Here is a 17,986-nt window from a genome sequence, read left to right as displayed (position 1 = left end):
TCCACCCGAGGACGAAGGGCCGGACGTGCTGTCCGGCCCTTCGTCGTTCCCGGACGCGGCCCATTGAACCGCCGGCGGCACCGCCCCTCGGTGGTTCAATGGGTGGCGCCCGGAGCCCGACCCGGGTGCTGCCGGAGGAGGTGTCATGAGGGGTCAGGTCCGGCCGGACGAGCACGGCGACCCGGTCGCAGCGGTGCTCAGGGCACACCGCGTCGGTGCCCGGCTCGCCCTGGCGACCTCGGGGACCACTGCGACCTCGGGGACCACAAGCGCCGTGACCTCACCTCTCCGCCGCGTCCTGCGCACGACGCAGTCCTGGTGGGCCACCTTTCCGGCCTATTCCGATCTCACCGGGGTCGCAGCGGGGGCGCGGGTGTGGGTGCCCGGTCCGCTCCGGTCGACCATGAACCTCTTCGCTGCCGTCCACGCAGCCTGGGTCGGGGCCGATCTCGTGCGGGATGCCGCGGACGCCACCCACGCGTGCCTCACCCCGGCCCAGCTGGTGCGTCGCGGGCCCGAGCTCCCTCGTGGTGCGCGCGTCGTCGTGGCCGGCGACCACCTGCCGTGGCAGGTCGCCGCCGAGGCACGCGCGGTCGGGCTGGGGATCGACCGGTACTACGGCGCCGCGGAGCTCAGCTTCGTCGCGGCCGCGTCGGATGGGGGTGCGCTGAGGGCATTTCCCGGCGTCGAGATCGAGATCAGGGACGCTCCGGTCAGCGGCACGATCTGGGTCCGGTCGCCCTGGGTGTGCGACGGGTACGACGGCCCCGCCGGGTCACTCCGTCGTGACGCGGCTGGGTGGGCCACGGTCGGTGACGTCGGTCGGGTGGAGGACGGCGTGCTCGAGGTTCGCGGCCGGCCGGACGCCATCATCACGGCTGGCGCGACCGTGCTCGTGGCCGACGTCGAGTCCGTGCTCACACCGGCGGCGCGGGGCGAGGTGGCGGTGCACGCGGTGCCGCACCCGACCCTGGGCCAGATCGTCGTCGCCACCCTCACCGACGGGGCCGACCGTGGCCGCCTCGAGCTGGTCTCCCGCGAGCGACTGCCCGCGAGCCATCGGCCCCGCGTGTGGCGGGTCGTGCCGGAGCTGCCGCTGACTGCGGTCGGGAAGCTCGACCGTGCCGCGCTGGCCCGGTGAGGGGATGACTGGAGCCCTCATCGTCGCTGCCCGCCGGACCCCGATCGGGACGGCGGGACGCAGTCTGGCCGGGGTCACGGCGGCGGAGCTCGGAGGAGCGGTCGTTCGGGCGGTGGCTGACGACCTGGGGGAGGTGCCGGCCGAGGTCGTGCTCGGCAACTGCATGGGTCCCGGCGGCAACGTCGCCCGGGTTGCCTCGCTGACGGCCGGCCTGCCTGTCGAGGTGCCGGCCCTCACCGTGGACCGGCAGTGCGCGAGCGGTCTCGCGGCGATCGAGCTCGGCGCACGTCTGGTGAGCGGGGGGTCGGGCCCGGTGGTCGCCGGCGGTGTCGAGAGCGCCTCGACGGCGCCGTGGCGCTTCTGGCCACCCGAGGCGGGCGGGCCACCCGTGCGCTACGAACGGGCTCCGTTCGCTCCCGCGAGCGACGACGTGGACATGGGTGTCGCGGCCGACCTCCTTGCGCAGGAACGTGGCGTGACGCGGGAACGACAGGATGCGTATGCCGCTGAGTCCCACGCGCGAGCCGTGCTCGCTGCCGCACGCGGCGAGTTCGACGCCGAGATCGTGGCTGTCGGAGGTGTCGCAGCGGACGAACGGCCGCGGGCGGGACTGACCGCGGAGCGCTTGGCGCGGTTCCGGGCTGCCTTCCGGGAGGGTGGCACGGTGACCATCGGCAACTCGTGCGGCGTCAACGACGGGGCTGCAGCCGTGGGCATCGTGCCTGCCGGATCCCGGGAGGGTGCTGCCGGGCGGCCGGGTCTCCGGGTGCTCGGTGCCGCCTCGGCCGGCGTCGCCCCTGGGCGTCCCGGTATCGGGCTCGTACCTGCGGTGAAGCTCGCCCTCGCCGAGGCAGGACTCGCGGTCGGTGACCTCGATGTCATCGAGTTCAACGAGGCCTTCGCGGGCCAGGTCCTCGCCTGCTACGACGCCTTGGGGATCGACCCGGGCAGGGCGTGCGCAGGCGGCGGTGCGCTGGCCCTCGGGCACCCGTGGGGCGCCAGCGGGGCCGTGCTCGTCGTTCGGCTCTTCACCCAGCTCGTGCGCCAGGGCCGGGGCCGCTACGGACTCGCAGCCATCGCTGCCGGGGGTGGCCAGGGGACCGCGCTGGTGGTGGAAGCGTGCCGCTGATCGAGTTCGACGGGGTGGGGCACACCTACACGGTCTCCGGGGTGGAGCGAGTCGTCCTGCGGGACGTCACGCTGCGCCTGACCGAGCAGCGCGTCGGGGTCATCGGGGCGAACGGGTCCGGAAAGTCCACCTTCGCACGGATGCTCAATGCTCTCGTCGTCCCGACTGAGGGTGCCGTGCGCATCGACGGCCGGGACACCTCGCGAGAGGCCCGCGCGGTCCGTCGCCGAGTCGGATTCTGCTTCACCGACCCAGACGCCCAGATCGTCATGCCCACGGTCGCGGAGGACGTCGCCTTCAGTCTGCGTCGGCGCGGCCTGGACAAGCGCGAGGTCTCGGCCCGCGTGGACCGCGTCCTCGCGGGCTACGGCCTGGCCGGGCACCGAGACCATCCCGCCCACCTGCTCTCCGGAGGTCAGAAGCAGCTCCTCGCTCTGGCCTCCGTGCTCGTGACGGAACCGGACCTGGTCGTGATGGACGAGCCGACGACCCTGCTCGACCTCGTCAACACCCGTCGGGTCCGGGAGGTGATCCGCGGGCTCGACCAGCAGGTGGTCCTCGTCACCCACGACCTCGACCTGCTCGGGGACTTCGATCGCGTGCTCGTCTTCCACGAGGCGCGGCTCTGCTTCGATGGCGCGCCCGGCGAGGCGGTCGCTGCGTATCGGCGGCTCGTGTCGTGAGCACGCTGGCCGTCTACGTCGCCCGCGACTCCGTCGTGCACCGGCTCCCGGCGGGCGCCAAGCTCGCCCTGCTCGTCCTCGCCGCGGTGGGCACGCTGACGCTGCGGCGAGCCTGGCACGTAGCTGTTGCTCTCCTCGTCATCGCGGTCCTCTACGCCGCCGCCCGCATCCCGTGGCGCACCGCGGTGGGGCAGGTGCGGCCCCTCGCGTGGTTCGTCGTGGCTCTCGGCGCCTTCCAGGTCGCCGTGGCCGGCTGGGAGCGGGCAGTGGTCGTCGTCGGGGGGATGCTCGGCCTGATCCTGCTCGCGGCCCTCGTCAGTCTCACGACGCGCACGACGGCCATCGTCGACGTCATGGTCAGGGCGCTCCAGCCGTTGCGGCGGGTGGGGATCGATCCCGAGCGTGTCGGTCTGCTCGTCGCTCTCGGCATCCGGTCGGTGGCGGTCATCGTCGAGCTCGCGGGTGAGGTCCGTCAGGCCCAGCTCGCCCGCGGCGCGTCCTCGAGCCCGCTCGCCTTCGTCGCGCCGCTCGTCGTCCGCACGCTGCGCCACGCAGATCGTCTGTCGGACGCACTCGTCGCACGTGGCGTCGACGACTGAGGCACCCGCGTCCCGAGCCTCGACGTCAGGCCGCGGCGGACTCGCGCTCGCGCCGCGCCGCCGCATGACGGGGCGGCAGCAGGTCGGGGTAACCGCGATGCACCGCGCCCGCGACCAGGGTGGCGATGACGGCCTTGGCGAGGTCCCCGACGAGGAAGAGGGAGCTGCCCGCCATGGCTGCCGGGAGGCTGATGTCCGCGCGCCACGCCGTGGCGGGAACCCCGATGGCGTAGAGGACGACGATCCCGCCGAGGACGATCGCGACGAGCCCGTAGCCCGTCTGGTAGGGCGCGCCACGCCGGAAGACGAGGGCCCCGATGACGAAGGCAGCCACAGGGAAGCCGAGGAGGTAGCCGACGCTTGGCCCGGCGAAAACGCCCAGACCGCCGCGTCCGCCGGACAGGAGCGGCAGGCCGAGGGCGACGAGGATGAGGAACAGGACCACCGAACTCGCCCCCCGCCGTGCCCCGAGGACTGCTCCGGCGAGCATGATGCCGAGGGACTGGACCGTGATCGGCACCGGGAACCCGAAGGGCGAGAACGCCGGCACGAGGCCGAGGACGGCGATGAAGCCGGCGAAGGTCGCGGTGAGGGCGAGGTCGCGGGTGCGACCGTGGGAGGTGCTCATCAGGTGCTCCTGGAGGGACGGGCTGGAGGTCTGGGCACGAGTGATCCGGGCACTGCGGAGTCACCGTACGACGTCGTCGTGCCTGGCGGCGAGGAGGACCGCTGCGTGGGCGACCCGGGGTAAGGGGGCTCAACCGAGGGCGGGTCGCCTCGTCACGACATAGAGGTCGTCGGTGCGCCAGTCGGCCACCGCGCTCGCGGGTCCGGCCGAACGGTTGCCCGGGGACGCGACGCTGACGAGCAGACGGTCGAGAGTCGATCGGGGTTCGCCCCCGCCGCGCACGATGGTCGCGGGCTCGGCGACGTCGACGTCGAGCTCGGGCTGCTCGAGCGAGCGCGGATCGAACTCGAGGGTGCTCGTGATGATCTTCAGGTGGTCGGTGACCATGACGGTGCCCGCGTGCCACAGCGCGTCGGAGAGCTGGGCGGTGAGGGCGACCTGGACGGCAGCGCCACCGTCGAGGGAGACCGACCCCGACGCCAACGCGTCCGTGAAGATGCCGTAGGCCTCGGTGAGGTCGAGGAGCGCGCACCACAGGGGACGCGACGTCGTGTTGGTGAGCGTCACGGTGAAGGTCGGTGCCTGGTCGCCGTCGTAGCTGATCTCGAGACGGCCGTCCGCCTCGACGGCCCCGGACGGGGAGCTGATCTGGACCTGCATCGTGCCGGGAGGCAGCGCGGTGGCGGGGTTGCTCAGCGACGACAGCCGGAGCCATCGGGCCACCCGTTCGAGCGCGGCGATCGTCCGATCCTCCCGGTGTGAGCCGGCAACGACCGGGACGAGGGGTCGCGTGACGCCCGGGCGGGTGATCTCGAAGCCGTCCGCCCGGGCACGCACCAGCAGGTCCGCGGTAGCCCGGTCGTCGGTCACGCGGATGAGGGTCGAGTCGGCAGCGGCGGCGGCCTCGTTCAGCGCCCTCGTTCCGTCGTGCTCCCCGACGATCGCGACGCCGAGCGGCGTGAGCGGGATCGTCTTGACGACCGCGCGGTAGACGAAGCCCGGATCGAGGTCCGGGGTGACCGCCACGATCGACCGGCTGGGCAGGACCTGGACGACGCGGGCCTCGGCCAGGGGCGCCCCGTCGGTCTCGCCGGCAAGGGCATAGACCGCGAGCTCGGTCGTGTCCTCGCCGATCGGTTCGGGGACGCCGTGCACTGCGCCGGCGTCGACGCTCCACCCGTCGGGCAGGCGGCTCAGGGTCAGCTGCTCCGGGCGGGCGGGGAGGACTCCGCCGAGGAAGGCTCGGTCGAGGTCCGTGGCCTCCCCGGTCTCGAGCTGGGGGTGCTGGTCCTCGACCCGGGCGAGCACGCCCGCGGTGACGAAGCGGTGGATGTCGCGGTAGGTGGGCTGGCCGCCGTGGTCGCGCAGGGCTCGCTCGAGCGCGGCCGAGAACGCGCCCCGACCTCGCCCACCGATGGTCAGCTCCTTGGCGGTCTCGGCCGATCGGCACGCAGCCAGGAGGACGTGGCCCGCCGCGGAGGACGACCAGACGGACCGGGTCCGGTTCGCCGACCCGGGCAGGGGGATCTCGGGCGCCATCGTGGCCTCGGGGACGAAGGTGCTCCAGGGGCGTGGTCGTGGGTCCTCGGGCGCGAGCCGCAACCGGACGGATCCGTTGGCGTCCCGTGTCCCGTCGCCGGAGTGGCAGCAGTCGAGGATGACGAGCAGGTGGTCCACCGAGCCCGCGACGGTTGCGAGCAGGCCGCTCAGCTCCTTGTCCGCGAGGTCCCATCCTCCGGGGGAGCGGCTGTCGACGAGCACGAGGGTCTCGTTGCGGCGGTCCGGTTCGCGGGCCCACAGCTCCGGCGGCGCGTGCTGCTGCGAGCCATGTCCGCTGAAGTAGAAGAGCGCCGTCGACTCCGGGCCCCCTCCGGTGAGATGAGAGCGGATCGCTGTGGTCACGGCATCGCGCGTTGCCTCACCGTCGATCAGCGTGAGCAGGCCGAGCGCGTCCGCGGGCACACGTGCATCCAGTGTCTCCGCCATCGCTCGGACGTCGTTGGCGCAGCCGACGAGCGGGGGAACGGGAGCAGGGTAGTCGTCGATGCCCACGAGGAGGGCGCGCAGGCTCGTCACGACGCCTCCCATCAGTCCGGGTCACCGAGGATGATCGGCTGCCAGATGCCCGGCCGACGCTGGAGCACCCGCTCCGCGTTGCTGCTGATCATCGCCTGCTGTTCCCACGGGCCGAGCCGGGCGTCGCTGATGTTGACCTGCCCCGCGAGGACGTCACCCCGGGTGGGGCTCGCCATGCCGAGGATCGTCCACGGGACTCGCGCCTCGATGCGATAACCGTCGCTGGTGCGGGAGAGCGCAGCGTCGATCTCTGGCGCGCCGCCTCCGGCCGGGAAGTCGCCGCCGGCGGCGGTGTTGATGGCTCCACGTGCGGCATCACCTGGGACGATCCCGATGATCACGTGGCGGTCGCGCCCGTTGCGCACCCCTGCGCGTGGTCCGAGGTTCCTGGCGTCCGGGCCGATCTCGAAGGAGATCGAGTCCCCCCGCCAGTACTGGTCGGGCTGGCCCTCGTCGACCGTGTCCACGACCGGGTCCACGACGTCCACCTCGACGTAGAGCGCACTGCGATCCCAGAGCAGCCTGGCCTGCCCGTGCACCCCGTTGGGGTTGGCGCCACTCTTCGGGTAGATCACGGCGTCGATCGGGACCGGCTCGACGCCGTCCCACTCGTCGAAGCTGCCGTCGATGACGGGGGCTGCCGTCGTGCATCCGACCATCAGCTGCGCATCGGCGTTCGGGATCGCCGCGGAGGGTCCGCAGGCGGTGACGACGAGGTCGAGCGGTGCGCTCGGACTCACCTGGGGACCCGAGCTGGTCGAGGGGCGATCATCGGGAACGACGTCGTCGGCGATACTCACCGCCCAGACCATGAAACCGACCGTCGCCACGAGCAGGAGGGCCAGGACGCCGACCGCCCAACGCCACCCCGTCCCGGAGCGCCGACGGCCGGATGGGGCGGGCCGGCGCGGCTCGGCCGGCAGTGGCCGGGTCCCGACCGGTGGCCCGGGTGGCGGCTGTGCTGCAGATCCGGTGGGGAGCGGCTGCGTCACCCTGGGCAGCGGCTGCGTCACCCCGGGGGGCCGGTGAGGACGGCTGGGCTCCGGCGGTGGCTGCGGAGGACCGGATGGCGGCGGCAGCTGCGGGCGAGCGTCGGGCGCCTTGACGGCCTCGAGCAGGAGAGTGACGTCGGCGTAGTCCGGTCGCTCGGACGCGATCTGCTCGAGCAGCGGCACCGCGGCCTGCGGAGTCGCCGAGGCAAGCGACGCCTGGGCGGCGGCATAGAGGGACTCCCACCTGCCCTCGGGCGCGGGCTCGGCCATGCTCCCGAGGGCCGACACGTCGAACGGCTGGTCCGATCCGGACCGCACGAGCACGGCGGTGCCCCACTCGGACGCCTCGTCGGAGGTGGCCATGGCCTTGCGCACCTCGCAGATCGCCGCGTCGATGGGCAGGCCCCGGGTGAGGAAGGAGTAGAACTCGTGGCTGAAGACGAGCGCCGCCCGATCCGAGATCTCCGTCTGCATGGCGACCACTGCTGGCAGGCCTTGGCGCACGAGCGACTGTGCCACGCCGGAGAAGGCGTCCCGCCCACTCGTGCGCGCCCCCTCGCACGCGTTGAGCAGGGCGAGCTGCATGCCGTTGGCGTCGTGGAGCAAGGTGCCGAGCCGCGACGCGCTGACCCGGTGTGCGGTGCCGTCCTCGCGCTCGAGCACGAGGACGCCCTCGCCGAGGGCCTGGTCGAACCCGCCGTGTCCGATGAAGTGGAAGACGTGGAAGGTGTCGAGCAGCGCCCGCTGGAGGCTCCCCAGTGTGGCCTGGGTCAGGACGACCAGCTCGAGCCGACCGCTCGAGACGAGGTCGGCGGTCGTGGCCCGCAGCAGCTCCTCCTCGTGGGCGACCGCGAGCTCGGGGACGTCCGACGGGCTGGACACCATGACGAGGACGCGCAGAGGTGCGGACACGCGGACGGGAGCCGGGACATCGAGCGCTTCGAGGGACCGCACCAGTGGGGTCTGCGACGACAGGGTGAGGAACCGACCGAGCTCGCTGTCGAAGAGGTACTCCCACGGGATGGGATCGAGATCTGGCGCGTCCTCGAGGCCGAGACGCACCCGCAGTCCGACCCCCTGCTGCTTCGCGGTCGACAGGCTCGAGCGGAACAGTCGACCCACCTCGCCGGCGAGCAGCGCGTCTCCGAGACGCTTGCCGTAGTCCTTGACGTCCATGACCCTGGTCTCGGCGGGCACGAGGCGCCGAGAGGCGACCCGCGGCGGCCCGACTGCGGTCATGAACTGGGCGAGCTCAACTGGGTTGAAGGGCAGCGAGAACGGCGCCTCGCCCTGGCCTGCCGGGGAGTCGGTCACACGGGCGACCTGCCCCGTCGCCGTTGTGACGATCGAGACCTCGAAGTCGAGATAGTCGCGTCCCACGCGACCCCCTCACCGTGTGATCCCGTGGGATCGGCCGCTGCACCCTGACCCTCATCAGAGGCTAGTGCCCGCACGGGAGATACCTCACGGAATCGCCCGATCTGCTCAGTCAGCCGTAGCATCGGAGCCAGGGCACCCCCAGCGCTCGCGGACGAGGGAGCCGTACCCGCCCAGCGACAAGACGGCCGCTCTGGAGTCACCATGCACTGGTTCGTCCTCATCGCGTCGGGGATGCTGGAGGCGGTCTGGGCGACGGCCCTCGCGGCGTCGGACCGCTTCCGCAGGCCGGGGCCGACGGTGGTCTTCGCCGTCGGACTGGTCGCCAGCATGGCGGGGCTCGCCTACGCGATGACCGGACTGCCCACGGGGACGTCGTATGCCGTGTGGGTCGGCATCGGGGCGGTGGGCACCGTCCTGCTCGCCGTGGCGCGAGGCCAGGAGCGTCTCGACCCCACGCGCGCGGCCCTCCTACTCCTGCTCGTCAGCTGTGTCGCCGGCCTCAAGGTGGTGGCTTGATGCCCTGGCTCGTCCTGCTCGCCAGCGCCGTCCTCGAGGCCGTCTGGGCCACGGCGCTGGGGCTCTCCGACGGGCTCTCCCGCTCCGGGCCTACGGCCGTCTTCACCGTCGCACTGGTACTCAGCATGCTCGGCCTCGCCGTGGCCTCGCGCACGATCCCCATCGGCACCGCGTACGCCGTGTGGACGGGAATCGGGGCTGCGCTGACCGTTGCCTGGGCGGTCGGGTCGGGCGCGGAATCCGCCTCCACAGCAAAGATCCTGCTCGTCGCGGGGATCATCGGGGCCGTCATCGGCCTCAAACGGGTGGGACACGGCGAAGAGGCGGCGGAGGGGGCGTGACGCGCCCCACCCCCACCTGTCGGTGGGCCGTCCGCGGCCTACGCTGAGAAGTGGGAGCCGAGCGCTTCGCGCGCGGCGGCCCGAGAAGGAGCAGTGACGACCCATGACCGTGCACCAGACCCCGGTCACCAGTTCCGTCCACCTGTCCACCGCTGCACCCGTCGACCCAGTCGTCGACCCCATGGTCGACCGCAGTGCCGACAGCACCAAGCCCGACAGAACGCAGCCCGAGACTGCGCTGCACGACGAAGCGGTCCGCCGCCTCAAGGAGAAGGCGGAGTTCCGGATCCACCTCGTGATCTACGCGCTCGTCAACGGCATGCTCGTGATCATCTGGGCGATGACCGGCGCCAACTTCTTCTGGCCGGTCTTCCCGATCGCCGGCTGGGGCATCGGCCTCGCCGCGCACGCGATGGACGTCTACTGGAAGCACGAGCCGACCGAGACAGAGATCTCTTCGGAGATGGACCGGCTGCGCCACCGCTGAGGCGCCGTAGCCGCTGAACGAACCCCCGGGCGCCGGCCGCGTCCCGACCGGCGCCCGGCTGGGGTCGGCGGCCACTAGGCTCCGGTGGATGGATGGTTGGTGGCTCGAGGCAGTCGGCTGGATCGGCTCGGCCGTGCTCGTCTGGTCGCTGCTGCAGAGCCAGCTGCGCCGCCTCAGGGTCATCAACCTCATCGGGAGCGTCGTCCTCGCCGGCTACAACTTCGCCATCGGCGTGTGGCCGATGGTGGGCCTCAACGTCGTGCTCGCCGCGATCAACGTCGGACACCTCGTCCGGATGTCGCGGGAGCGGCACGACGCGGCCGTCTACGAGGTGCTCGAGGTCGGCGGCGACGACGAGTACCTCCGGCACGTCCTGAGAGTGCACGAGGCCGACATCCGTCGCTTCAACCCCGACTTCGTCCACGACCCCTTCTCGGGTGACCCGTCCTACCTCGTGCTCAAGGGTGACGCGATGGTGGGGGTCGTGCTCATGCGGGACCTCGGTGACGGGCGGGCTCAGCTCCTCCTGGACTACGTGACGCCGCCCTACCGCGACCTGTCGCCGGGTGAGTTCGTCTTCGGGCCCGACGGCCCCTTCCGGTCCCGCGGCTTCCGCCGGGTCCTCATGCCCCCCGGGATGGTGGACCCCTACTACGAGCGGCTCGGCTTCACCAAGGACGGGGACGCCTACGTGCTGTGACCGCGGGAGCCGGCACAGCGGCATACGACATGGGCTTTGTCCGTATGCCGCTCAGCTCGCTCCCGCAGGCGAGGTGACCACATGCTGCGGCGGGCTCAGACGAGCTTGCGGCACCGGGCCATGAAGCGGTCCGGGTCGACGACGGCACGGTGGACCTCACCGCTGCCGACCTCGTCGCCGTCGGCATCCCTGGCGCTGACGAAGCAGACCAGCCGCCGCCCGTCGTTGATCGGCTCGGCGCACTGGATCGTGATCTCGCTCCCGACCGGGCTTCCCTTGAGGTGCTCGAACTTCACCATCGTGCCGACCGTCGTGTGGTCCTCGGCGACCGACTTCTGGCAGACCTGGAAGGAGGCGATCTCGCACCACGTGATGAGCCGAGGTGTCGCGAGAACGTCGAGGTCACCGGTCCCGAGCTTCGCCGCCGTGTCATCCGGCGTCACGGTGTGCTGAAACTGGCGCATGGGCATTGCTCGAGTCTGGCATGGATCACCCAAGACTCCAGCCCGGGTCCGCAAAAGGTGACCCGATCGACGCCAGCGTGTCCCCGCGGCCCCGCTGCCCCCGCCTGCCAACCTAGCCCTGTGGAGACCCACGTCATGGTCCTCGCGGTGGCGCTCGCCTTCACGGCAGTGCTCACCTGGATCGCGGTCGCCCGTTTCGACCACGTCGTCGAGCTCATCACGCGGCCCACGTTCACCGTCCTGCTCGCGGGCCTCGCCTGGTCGCTCGCGGCCCAGCGCAGCTCGGACGGTGCCACTGAGGTCGTGGCGGACGTGCCGGGGGTTGTGCCCGCGCTCGGTGCCCTCGGCCTGCACCTGCTCGTGGACCTCCTCCTGCTCACCGCGACCGAGGTGCGATACCTCCTCGCCCTCGGGGCCGGCGTGGTCGCCCATGTCGCGTGGGGATGGGCCGTCCTCGAGGTGCCGGGTCACGAGGGGATCCCGTGGTGGGTGCTTGCCGCCGTGCCCGCGCTCACCCTGCTGCACGGGCTCTGGGGCCGTGACGTGGTCCGCCACTCCGGGCGGCAACGGGGCGCCGTCTTCCTCACCCTCCTGTCTCTCGCAGGCCTGGTCCTCGTCGCCGCGTGGCAGGGCGACAGGACCGTCCTCGGTGGCTGCGCCCTGCTCCTGGTCTCCCACCTCCTGCTCGGGCACGACCGCTTCGTCCTCGAGCGGCGCTGGGCTCCCGTGCAGACCCTCGTCGCGCACCACGCGGCACTCGCGCTGCTCGTCACCGGGCTGCTCGCCTGACTCTCCCGCCAGCCGAACCATCCCGAACGGCCCGTCTCGGGACCTCACGGGGAGGTTTCGAAGGATTCTCGCGATCGTTCCTAGGGGATTGTTCGGGGGATAACGGACGAAAGCGCAGGCAAATCCGCCATTCCCCGGATGTCCGAACGGCCCTGTCCTTCAATGGCATGCATGGGGGGACCGCATCTCTGTTGCCCCCTTGCCATCGAACCGAGCAGATCGGGGCCCACCATGAGAACGCCATCCGTCGCAGCAGGCGCACGCAGATCCGCGAGAACGCCAGGCATACCCAGAGCGCTCGCCGGGGTGATCGGACTCGTCGCGGTCATCGGACTGACGACCTCGCCGGCCGTCGCCGCGAAGCCGCCGCCCACGCCACTCCCGGAGGTCACCGTGTCGGTCTCGACCGACAACAGTGGACTCGATGGTGCGGTCCCCGCGGTGCTCGCCAGGGCGGGAGACCCGATCGAGCTGCTCCTGACGACCACCGTGCCGTTCTACCAGGACGTGACCTTCACCCTGGACGTCAGCGTCGCCGACGGATCGCCTGACGGCATCCTCAGCCCGAACCAGGTCACGCTGCCGGCGAAGGCGACCTCGGTGGCCGCCTCAGTGGCGTACTCGGCCGTGGAGAACGGCGTCGTCATCACCCCGTCCGTCGGCGGCAAGGGCAAACCGATCGCCTTCACGGCCATCCCATCGATGGCCTTCGACAGCCTGCGAACCCTCCAGTTCGCCCAGCAGGGGGCGACCACCGTCGGTACCGACACCTGCACCACGACCACAGATGAGACGAACTGCGGCGTGGCCCTGCTGCCGCTGAGCTTCGCGTCGGCGCGGGCGGCCCTGTCGACCGGTGCGACGGCCGACGAGTGCGCTGGACGGCCCTGCAAGGCAGGCTCCACGGTCGTCCAGTTCATCGCGGCCCTCGAGGGGTACACGGCTGAGGCGCCCGCCACGATGATCTACCGGTGTGACAAGTCGCAGTGCGGCAACGGCGGTGTGAACAAGTTCAAGGTGTACTACTCGTACGCGTCGTCCGGTCCGCTCAGCGAGGCACCGGCGTGTCTCGTCAAGAACCAGGCAAACCCGGGTGGCGAGGCCTGCGTCGACTACGTCAACAGCCAGCGGGACAACGCCGGCGACCTGCTGCTCTACTTCCACTTCACGCATGACCTGCGAGGTACCGGCTACTGACTGTCGGTGACTCGGAGCGGGGGCGGCGCGTCAGGGGGCGGCGGGATCGACGGGGATCCCGTCGAAGGGCGCCGGCAGGTGGAGAACGCCGAGGCGGTTGAGGCAGGCGCGAGCCTCGGCGAGGTCAGTCGAGCCGTCGCTGCCGGCGCGCTGCGCGGTGACCGCCAGCCCGACGAGGTTGAGCGAGCGGACGTGGCCGCCGTCCCACCGACCGCCGAGGTCACGGCCCGCCTCGAAGGCAGCCCGGGCGGCCGGGTAGCTGTCGAGGAGGAGCAGGGCCGTGCCACGCAGCCACTGGATGCGGCCCACGAGCTCGTCGGCACCCACGGCAGCGGCGTCGGCGAGCAGCGAGTCCGCGGTCACGCCAGCCGTCTTGACATCGCCCTCGAGCAGCACGCACTGCGCGAGGGAGGCCGCGGCGTCGACGGCCTCGTTCTGGAGGCCGAGGTCGGCGAGCGCCGCCCGGGCCTGCTGGAGCAGCCGCTGGGCCTCAGGGAGTCGGCCACGGCCCAGACGGACCTTGCCGAGCTCGCGGTCGACGAGGGCGACGAGCTCGGGGTCGTCGGTGACCAGGCCCCCTCGCCGGGCGATCGCGAGGAGAGGCTCCGCCTCGTCGAACCGGGCCTGCCGCTGGAGCACGTCCGAGCGGTTGTACAACGCGTTGGCCTCGTTGGCCGTGTCACCCACGCGGCGGAACAGCTCGGTCGCCTCGTCGAAGCGGGTCTCGGCCGTGTCCCACTGCCCGTCGGCAACGGACCGGATGGCCAGGTTCGTGAGGGTGTGCCCCTGTCCGAGCAGGTCGCCCGCGGCCGTGTAGCTCGCCAGGGCAAGCTCGCCGTAGGGCTCGTCGGGCTGCTCGCCGGCGGCGGTGACGATGAGCTCTCGGTAGTTGTAGGCCAGCGCCAGCGCCTCCGGGTTGCCCGACCGGCGGCCTTCGTCGACGGCGACCTGGCTCCAGCGCAGCGCGTCGGCGTGGCGGGAGCGGAGGTGGTTGACGACAGCGATGCGGCTGGCGAGCCGCGAGCGCTCCGCTGCCGCTCCCGGCCCCCCGACGCTCTGCAGGCGAGACCGCACGTGCGCGGTGATCCTCACAGCCGTGGTGAAGGCGCCGAGTCGCTGGTGGATCCTCGTCTCCTTCACGGTGATCGCCGCGAGTCTCAGCGGATCGGCGCGAACGAGTTTCTTGGCGCGCTGGTAGGCATCGACCGCCTCACGGGAGAGGCCGGCGAGCTCGGCGACGTCACCCTTGGCCTCGAGCACCAGGGCGACCTCGTCCGGCCGCACCTCGCGGGCCCCGCGAGCGGCCAGGAGGGCCCGTTCGTAGAGGGACAGGGCCTCCGGGTAGCTGAACGAGTGTCGGGCCCGGTCGCCTGCGATGCGGGAGTAGACCCAGGCCCTCGCGTGATCGCCGGCCTCGAAGAAGTGGGTCGAGAGACGCTCGCTCACTGCCTCACGGTCAGGGGCGCGCTCGAGGACCTCGCCGACCCGAAGGTGCATGCTGCGACGCAGGCGGTAGGGAAGCCCGGCATACGCCACGTCCCGGATCAGTGCGTTGCGGAACCGGAACCACCCCGCGACAGGACCTTCCGGCTCGATGAAGCCCCGGAGGTCGCGGACGTCCGACTCGTCGAGGGACCATCCCTGTGACGCGACCATCTCCTGGAGGTCCCCGATGGCGAACCGCTCGCCGAGCACGGCCGCGAACCGGAGCAGGGTTCGCGGTCGCGGAGCGAGTCGATCGATCTGCCCGCCGATGAGCGAGTCGATGCTGTCCGGGAGGTCCTCGCCGGATGTGGTTCGCACCGCGTCGATGAGTGCTCGCAGGAACAACGGGTTCCCACCCGCCTTGGCGGCGACGCGCCGGAGCAGGTGGGCGCTCACGGGTCGGTCCGCGGTGATGGACTCGAGGAACGCCAGGGAGGCCGCCTCGTCGAGGGGGGCGATCTCGAGGCGAGTCACCGTGTCGTCCTCGGTGGACTCGAGGCCACCCGGCTCCGGTCTGCGGGCTGTCACGACGAGCCACGGACGGTTCGGGACCTCCCGCAGGAGAGCGCGCACGGTGTCCGCACTCGACTCGTCCATCCGGTCCGAGCCCTCGAAGAGGAAGAGGGTGGGCCCGGTCTGGGTGCCCGTGAGCAGTGAGACGACCACCTGCGACAGGCGAGCGGGGCGGAATCGCTCGTCGAGGTCATGCAGCTCCGGGGTCTCGGGCATGGTGAAGCCGAGAACCGTCGCGAGCAGGGGTGCCCACGGTTCGAGGTCGGGGGTGTGCGTGCGGATCGTCCCGAGCAGCGCGGCCTCGAGTTCAGACGGTCCGGCCGTCGGACTGGCCTGGATGAGGTCACGCAGCAGGCGTCGGATCGCCTGGTGGGCGGTCTCGCCGCCGAAGCGCCCGCTGGTCCCTCGCAGCACGGTGAAGTCGGGCGCGGACTCGCGCAGCCAGCTGATGAGGGACGACTTGCCCAGCCCGGCGTCGGCCACCAGCTCAACCCACTCGCCGTCGCCGTGCCGGGCGTTCCCCAGCGCTGCAGCGAGGATGCCGAGCTCGCGGTCCCGGCCCTGCAGCCCGGACTGTGCCGAGGGCAGGGAGGGAACGTCCTCCTCCGTCTTGGTCACGAGCGCTGCGTGGATCGGACGCGACTTCCCCTTGACGATGAGGGGTGGCACCTCGGCGGAGACGATGCCCGGCCCGGCCCGGATCACGACGTCACGCACCGCGAGGACCTGTCCCGGCGACGACTTGCCCATGACCCGGGCGGCAACATTGATGGCATCGCCCTTGACCGAGTAGGTCCGGCGGAAGGCGGGGCCGAAGTCCGAGGCGAAGACGCGTCCCCGGTTGACCCCCACGCGCAGCGGCAGCCGTCCGGCCCGGTCGATGATGGTGCGCGTCGCCGTCAGCATGCGCCGCTCGACGTCCTCGCCACCGCCTGGCGCCCCCGCGACGAGCATGATCTTGCCGCCGTCCCGGTTGATGTCACTCTCGAGGAAGGTGACGCCCTGCGTCTCGCAGGCCGACTGGACGTTGCGCACGACGTCGTCAAGCGCGTCGGCGAGGCCGGCGGGACCATCACGCGCCAGGAGGTCGTCCGTGCCAGAGAACTGGATGAACGCCACGGCTATCGTGCGGTGCTCCGACTCGCCCGCCGCCGCCAGGAGGTGCGTGCGGACGGGTGGGGGGATGAGGCCGGCGATGGTCGACGCGGTCGGACGGGATCGGGCCACGGCGTCCTGGGCGGGTGCGCGAGTCCTGCGGCGCGGGAGGCGTCGGACGAGAAGCAGGCCGTCGTCGTTCGGTGCGACCGCCGAACCGGGCAGACCTGCCGCCGTCTCCGCGCTGACCGCGATCTGGCCCGCGGTCGCCGCCCCCTCGAGCTCGGCAGTCCGGCTCGCAGCGGGCCCGCTGACGATGAGCTCACGATGCACCGCGGGGTCGCCGACGAGGAAGAAGTCGAACTCGCCGCTGTGGATGCCGGTGGACACCCGGAGCGTCACCTTGCCGGCCGATGAGCGGGTCCGCCCGACGGAGTAGAGCGTCCGACGCATCGCGGCAGTCGCCCGGACCGACCGGGCAGCGTGATCCTCGCCGCGGAACAGGAGCAGCACGGCGTCTCCGCCCCACTTGACGAGGTCGGCGTCCTCACGGCGGGTCTGCTCGAGCAGGGCCGTGAACGTCGAGTTGAGGATGTCGCTCAGCTCCTCCGAGCCCACCTTGCCCAACCGGGTGAGGCGCTCGGTGAGGGAGGTGAACCCCGAGATGTCGACGAAGGCCATGCTCCCGGCGACCCGGCGGTGACGGGCGGCCGGGTCCTCCGCGAGCCAGTCGGCCGCCAGCGCAGGGACATAGGGGACGAGAGCCGCGTCGACGTCGCCCTCGGAGGTAGCGTCGATGAACGGGTGAAGCGAACGCTCGGGCATGGCTCAGTCCCGTGTCCCCACGGTCAGCGTCATGCCCTCCCGCGCCACCGTCACGGGCATCGGCCCCTCGATGCCACGCTCCATCGACTCCATCTCCGCATCGGTGCGAGCAGGCGCGTGGTGGAAGAGAACCACGTGGCGCGCGCCTACGTCGACCCCGAGCTCGATGCTGTCCGTCACGGTCGAGTGTCCGAAGCGGGCCGCGACCTCGCGCTCGACATCGAGGAACTGGGCGTCGTGGATGAGCAGGTCGACGTCGCGCAGGAACCCCGCCAGGCTCGCTGGGCGGGACACGGCCGCGTGATCAGGGACGTAGGCGATCGAGCCCGACACGTCGGTGACGCGATAGCCGAAGGTGCGCCCGCCCTTGTGCTCGACCTCGAAGGCGCTGACGTGGAAGCCGTCGAGCTCGAGCAGTCCCGGGTTGATCGCGTGGAAGCGCCAGTGGCCCTGCAGTCCCTCGGGGAGGATCGGGAAGGCCGGTGGCGCGAGGAAGCGCGCGAGCTGGTCGCGCCCCCCGAGGCCGTCCTGGGCAGGGAGATAGACGTCGATGTCGCTCGTCGGCTGATCGCCCTTGCCGAAGAAGGGCAAGCCCTGCACGTGGTCCCAGTGCAGATGGGTCAGCAGGATCACGCCGCTGAAGTCCCGGCCGGGCAGCCGATCGCTGAGCAGGCGGATACCGGTTCCCGCGTCGAGCACGAGAGTGGGGGCCACGGCGTCGTCGTGCGCCACGGCGACACACGACGTGTGGCCTCCGTAGTGGACGAACTCGGAGCCCGGGGCCGGCGTCGAGCCGCGCACCCCGAGAAACAGCACCCTCATGGCCTCACCCCGCTCCGCAATGTACTCGGCCCCACCGGTCCCGTCCCCCGAATCGCCTCCACGGCCACCCGTCGAGTGGCCCCGAACGCCGGCCCCGCCTTCGTCGAGTGGCCCCGAACGCCGG

The 17,986-nt window shown here is 71.7% G+C and carries 16 protein-coding genes and 1 riboswitch; of the genes, 10 read left to right on the top strand and 6 right to left on the bottom strand.

Annotation, left to right across the window (positions count from 1 at the left end; all coding sequences use genetic code 11):
- The first annotated feature begins 145 nt into the window (after positions 1-145).
- Genes LOY02_RS11685 through LOY02_RS11670 form a run of 4 tightly spaced genes read left to right on the top strand, consistent with a single transcriptional unit; the run spans position 146 to position 3,552 of the window.
- On the top strand, positions 146-1,141 hold the full coding sequence (locus tag LOY02_RS11685; RefSeq protein ID WP_317182535.1) for an AMP-binding enzyme: 996 nt from the start codon (positions 146-148) through the stop codon (positions 1,139-1,141).
- A 4-nt stretch (positions 1,142-1,145) separates the two neighbouring features.
- Entirely contained in the window at positions 1,146-2,270 is a 1,125-nt protein-coding gene (locus LOY02_RS11680) for a thiolase family protein (protein ID WP_317182534.1), read from the top strand.
- On the top strand, positions 2,261-2,953 hold the full coding sequence (locus LOY02_RS11675; protein ID WP_317182533.1) for an ABC transporter ATP-binding protein: 693 nt from the start codon (positions 2,261-2,263) through the stop codon (positions 2,951-2,953). The genes LOY02_RS11680 and LOY02_RS11675 overlap by 10 nt, the downstream gene beginning before the upstream one ends.
- A complete protein-coding gene (locus LOY02_RS11670) occupies positions 2,950-3,552 on the top strand; it encodes an energy-coupling factor transporter transmembrane protein EcfT (RefSeq protein ID WP_317182532.1) in 603 nt (200 codons plus the stop codon). Before LOY02_RS11675 ends, LOY02_RS11670 begins: the two co-directional genes overlap by 4 nt.
- A 25-nt stretch (positions 3,553-3,577) precedes the next feature.
- Here LOY02_RS11670 and LOY02_RS11665 read toward each other — a convergent pair whose 3' ends face one another.
- The 3 genes from LOY02_RS11665 to LOY02_RS11655 all read right to left on the bottom strand — a co-directional run bounded on the left by LOY02_RS11665 (position 3,578) and on the right by LOY02_RS11655 (position 8,628).
- A complete protein-coding gene (locus LOY02_RS11665; protein WP_317182531.1) occupies positions 3,578-4,180 on the bottom strand; it encodes a biotin transporter BioY in 603 nt (200 codons plus the stop codon).
- 129 nt (positions 4,181-4,309) lie between these two features.
- Positions 4,310-6,256, bottom strand: a complete 1,947-nt coding sequence (locus LOY02_RS11660) for a caspase family protein (protein ID WP_317182530.1) — start codon at positions 6,254-6,256, stop codon at positions 4,310-4,312.
- An 11-nt stretch (positions 6,257-6,267) separates the two neighbouring features.
- Positions 6,268-8,628 carry a CHAT domain-containing protein gene (locus LOY02_RS11655; RefSeq protein WP_317182529.1) on the bottom strand — a complete coding sequence of 787 codons (2,361 nt, stop codon included), beginning with the start codon at positions 8,626-8,628 and terminating at the stop codon, positions 6,268-6,270.
- A 127-nt stretch (positions 8,629-8,755) separates the two neighbouring features.
- Positions 8,756-8,820, top strand: a riboswitch (guanidine-III (ykkC-III) riboswitch).
- 9 nt (positions 8,821-8,829) lie between these two features.
- Between LOY02_RS11655 and LOY02_RS11650 the strand changes: the two genes are divergently transcribed.
- From LOY02_RS11650 to LOY02_RS11635, 4 genes are all read left to right on the top strand, one after another.
- Positions 8,830-9,144 (top strand): multidrug efflux SMR transporter, encoded by a 315-nt coding sequence (locus LOY02_RS11650; protein WP_317182528.1) that lies wholly within the window; start codon positions 8,830-8,832, stop codon positions 9,142-9,144.
- Positions 9,144-9,485 carry a multidrug efflux SMR transporter gene (locus LOY02_RS11645; protein WP_317182527.1) on the top strand — a complete coding sequence of 114 codons (342 nt, stop codon included), beginning with the start codon at positions 9,144-9,146 and terminating at the stop codon, positions 9,483-9,485. The genes LOY02_RS11650 and LOY02_RS11645 overlap by 1 nt, the downstream gene beginning before the upstream one ends.
- A gap of 103 nt (positions 9,486-9,588) precedes the next feature.
- Entirely contained in the window at positions 9,589-9,972 is a 384-nt protein-coding gene (locus LOY02_RS11640; RefSeq protein WP_317182526.1) for a 2TM domain-containing protein, read from the top strand.
- Positions 9,973-10,060: 88 nt separating this feature from the next.
- On the top strand, positions 10,061-10,672 hold the full coding sequence (locus LOY02_RS11635) for a YgjV family protein (protein WP_317182525.1): 612 nt from the start codon (positions 10,061-10,063) through the stop codon (positions 10,670-10,672).
- A 95-nt stretch (positions 10,673-10,767) separates the two neighbouring features.
- Here LOY02_RS11635 and LOY02_RS11630 read toward each other — a convergent pair whose 3' ends face one another.
- Positions 10,768-11,142: a thioesterase, FlK family gene (locus tag LOY02_RS11630; RefSeq protein WP_317182524.1), complete on the bottom strand. Its 375-nt coding sequence runs from the start codon at positions 11,140-11,142 to the stop codon at positions 10,768-10,770.
- Positions 11,143-11,256: 114 nt separating this feature from the next.
- Here LOY02_RS11630 and LOY02_RS11625 point away from each other — a divergent pair, with 114 nt between their 5' ends.
- Together LOY02_RS11625 and LOY02_RS11620 are read left to right on the top strand one after the other, a co-directional pair.
- Positions 11,257-11,925 carry a lysoplasmalogenase family protein gene (locus LOY02_RS11625; protein WP_317182523.1) on the top strand — a complete coding sequence of 223 codons (669 nt, stop codon included), beginning with the start codon at positions 11,257-11,259 and terminating at the stop codon, positions 11,923-11,925.
- 306 nt (positions 11,926-12,231) lie between these two features.
- The gene (locus tag LOY02_RS11620; RefSeq protein ID WP_317182522.1) at positions 12,232-13,122 is read left to right on the top strand and encodes a hypothetical protein; all 891 of its coding nucleotides are present in this window, start codon (positions 12,232-12,234) and stop codon (positions 13,120-13,122) included.
- Positions 13,123-13,152: 30 nt separating this feature from the next.
- On the opposite strand, the gene LOY02_RS11615 is transcribed toward LOY02_RS11620, so the two are convergent.
- Together LOY02_RS11615 and LOY02_RS11610 are read right to left on the bottom strand one after the other, a co-directional pair.
- A complete protein-coding gene (locus tag LOY02_RS11615) occupies positions 13,153-17,040 on the bottom strand; it encodes an adenylate/guanylate cyclase domain-containing protein (protein WP_317182521.1) in 3,888 nt (1,295 codons plus the stop codon).
- A gap of 3 nt (positions 17,041-17,043) precedes the next feature.
- Positions 17,044-17,862: an MBL fold metallo-hydrolase gene (locus LOY02_RS11610; RefSeq protein ID WP_317182520.1), complete on the bottom strand. Its 819-nt coding sequence runs from the start codon at positions 17,860-17,862 to the stop codon at positions 17,044-17,046.
- Positions 17,863-17,986 lie beyond the last annotated feature (124 nt).

It is taken from the genome of Intrasporangium sp. (assembly GCF_032907665.1).
Lineage (GTDB): Bacteria > Actinomycetota > Actinomycetes > Actinomycetales > Dermatophilaceae > Intrasporangium.
The sequence above is the reverse complement of the archived record's forward strand: the minus strand, read 5'-3'. Positions and strand labels throughout refer to the sequence as shown.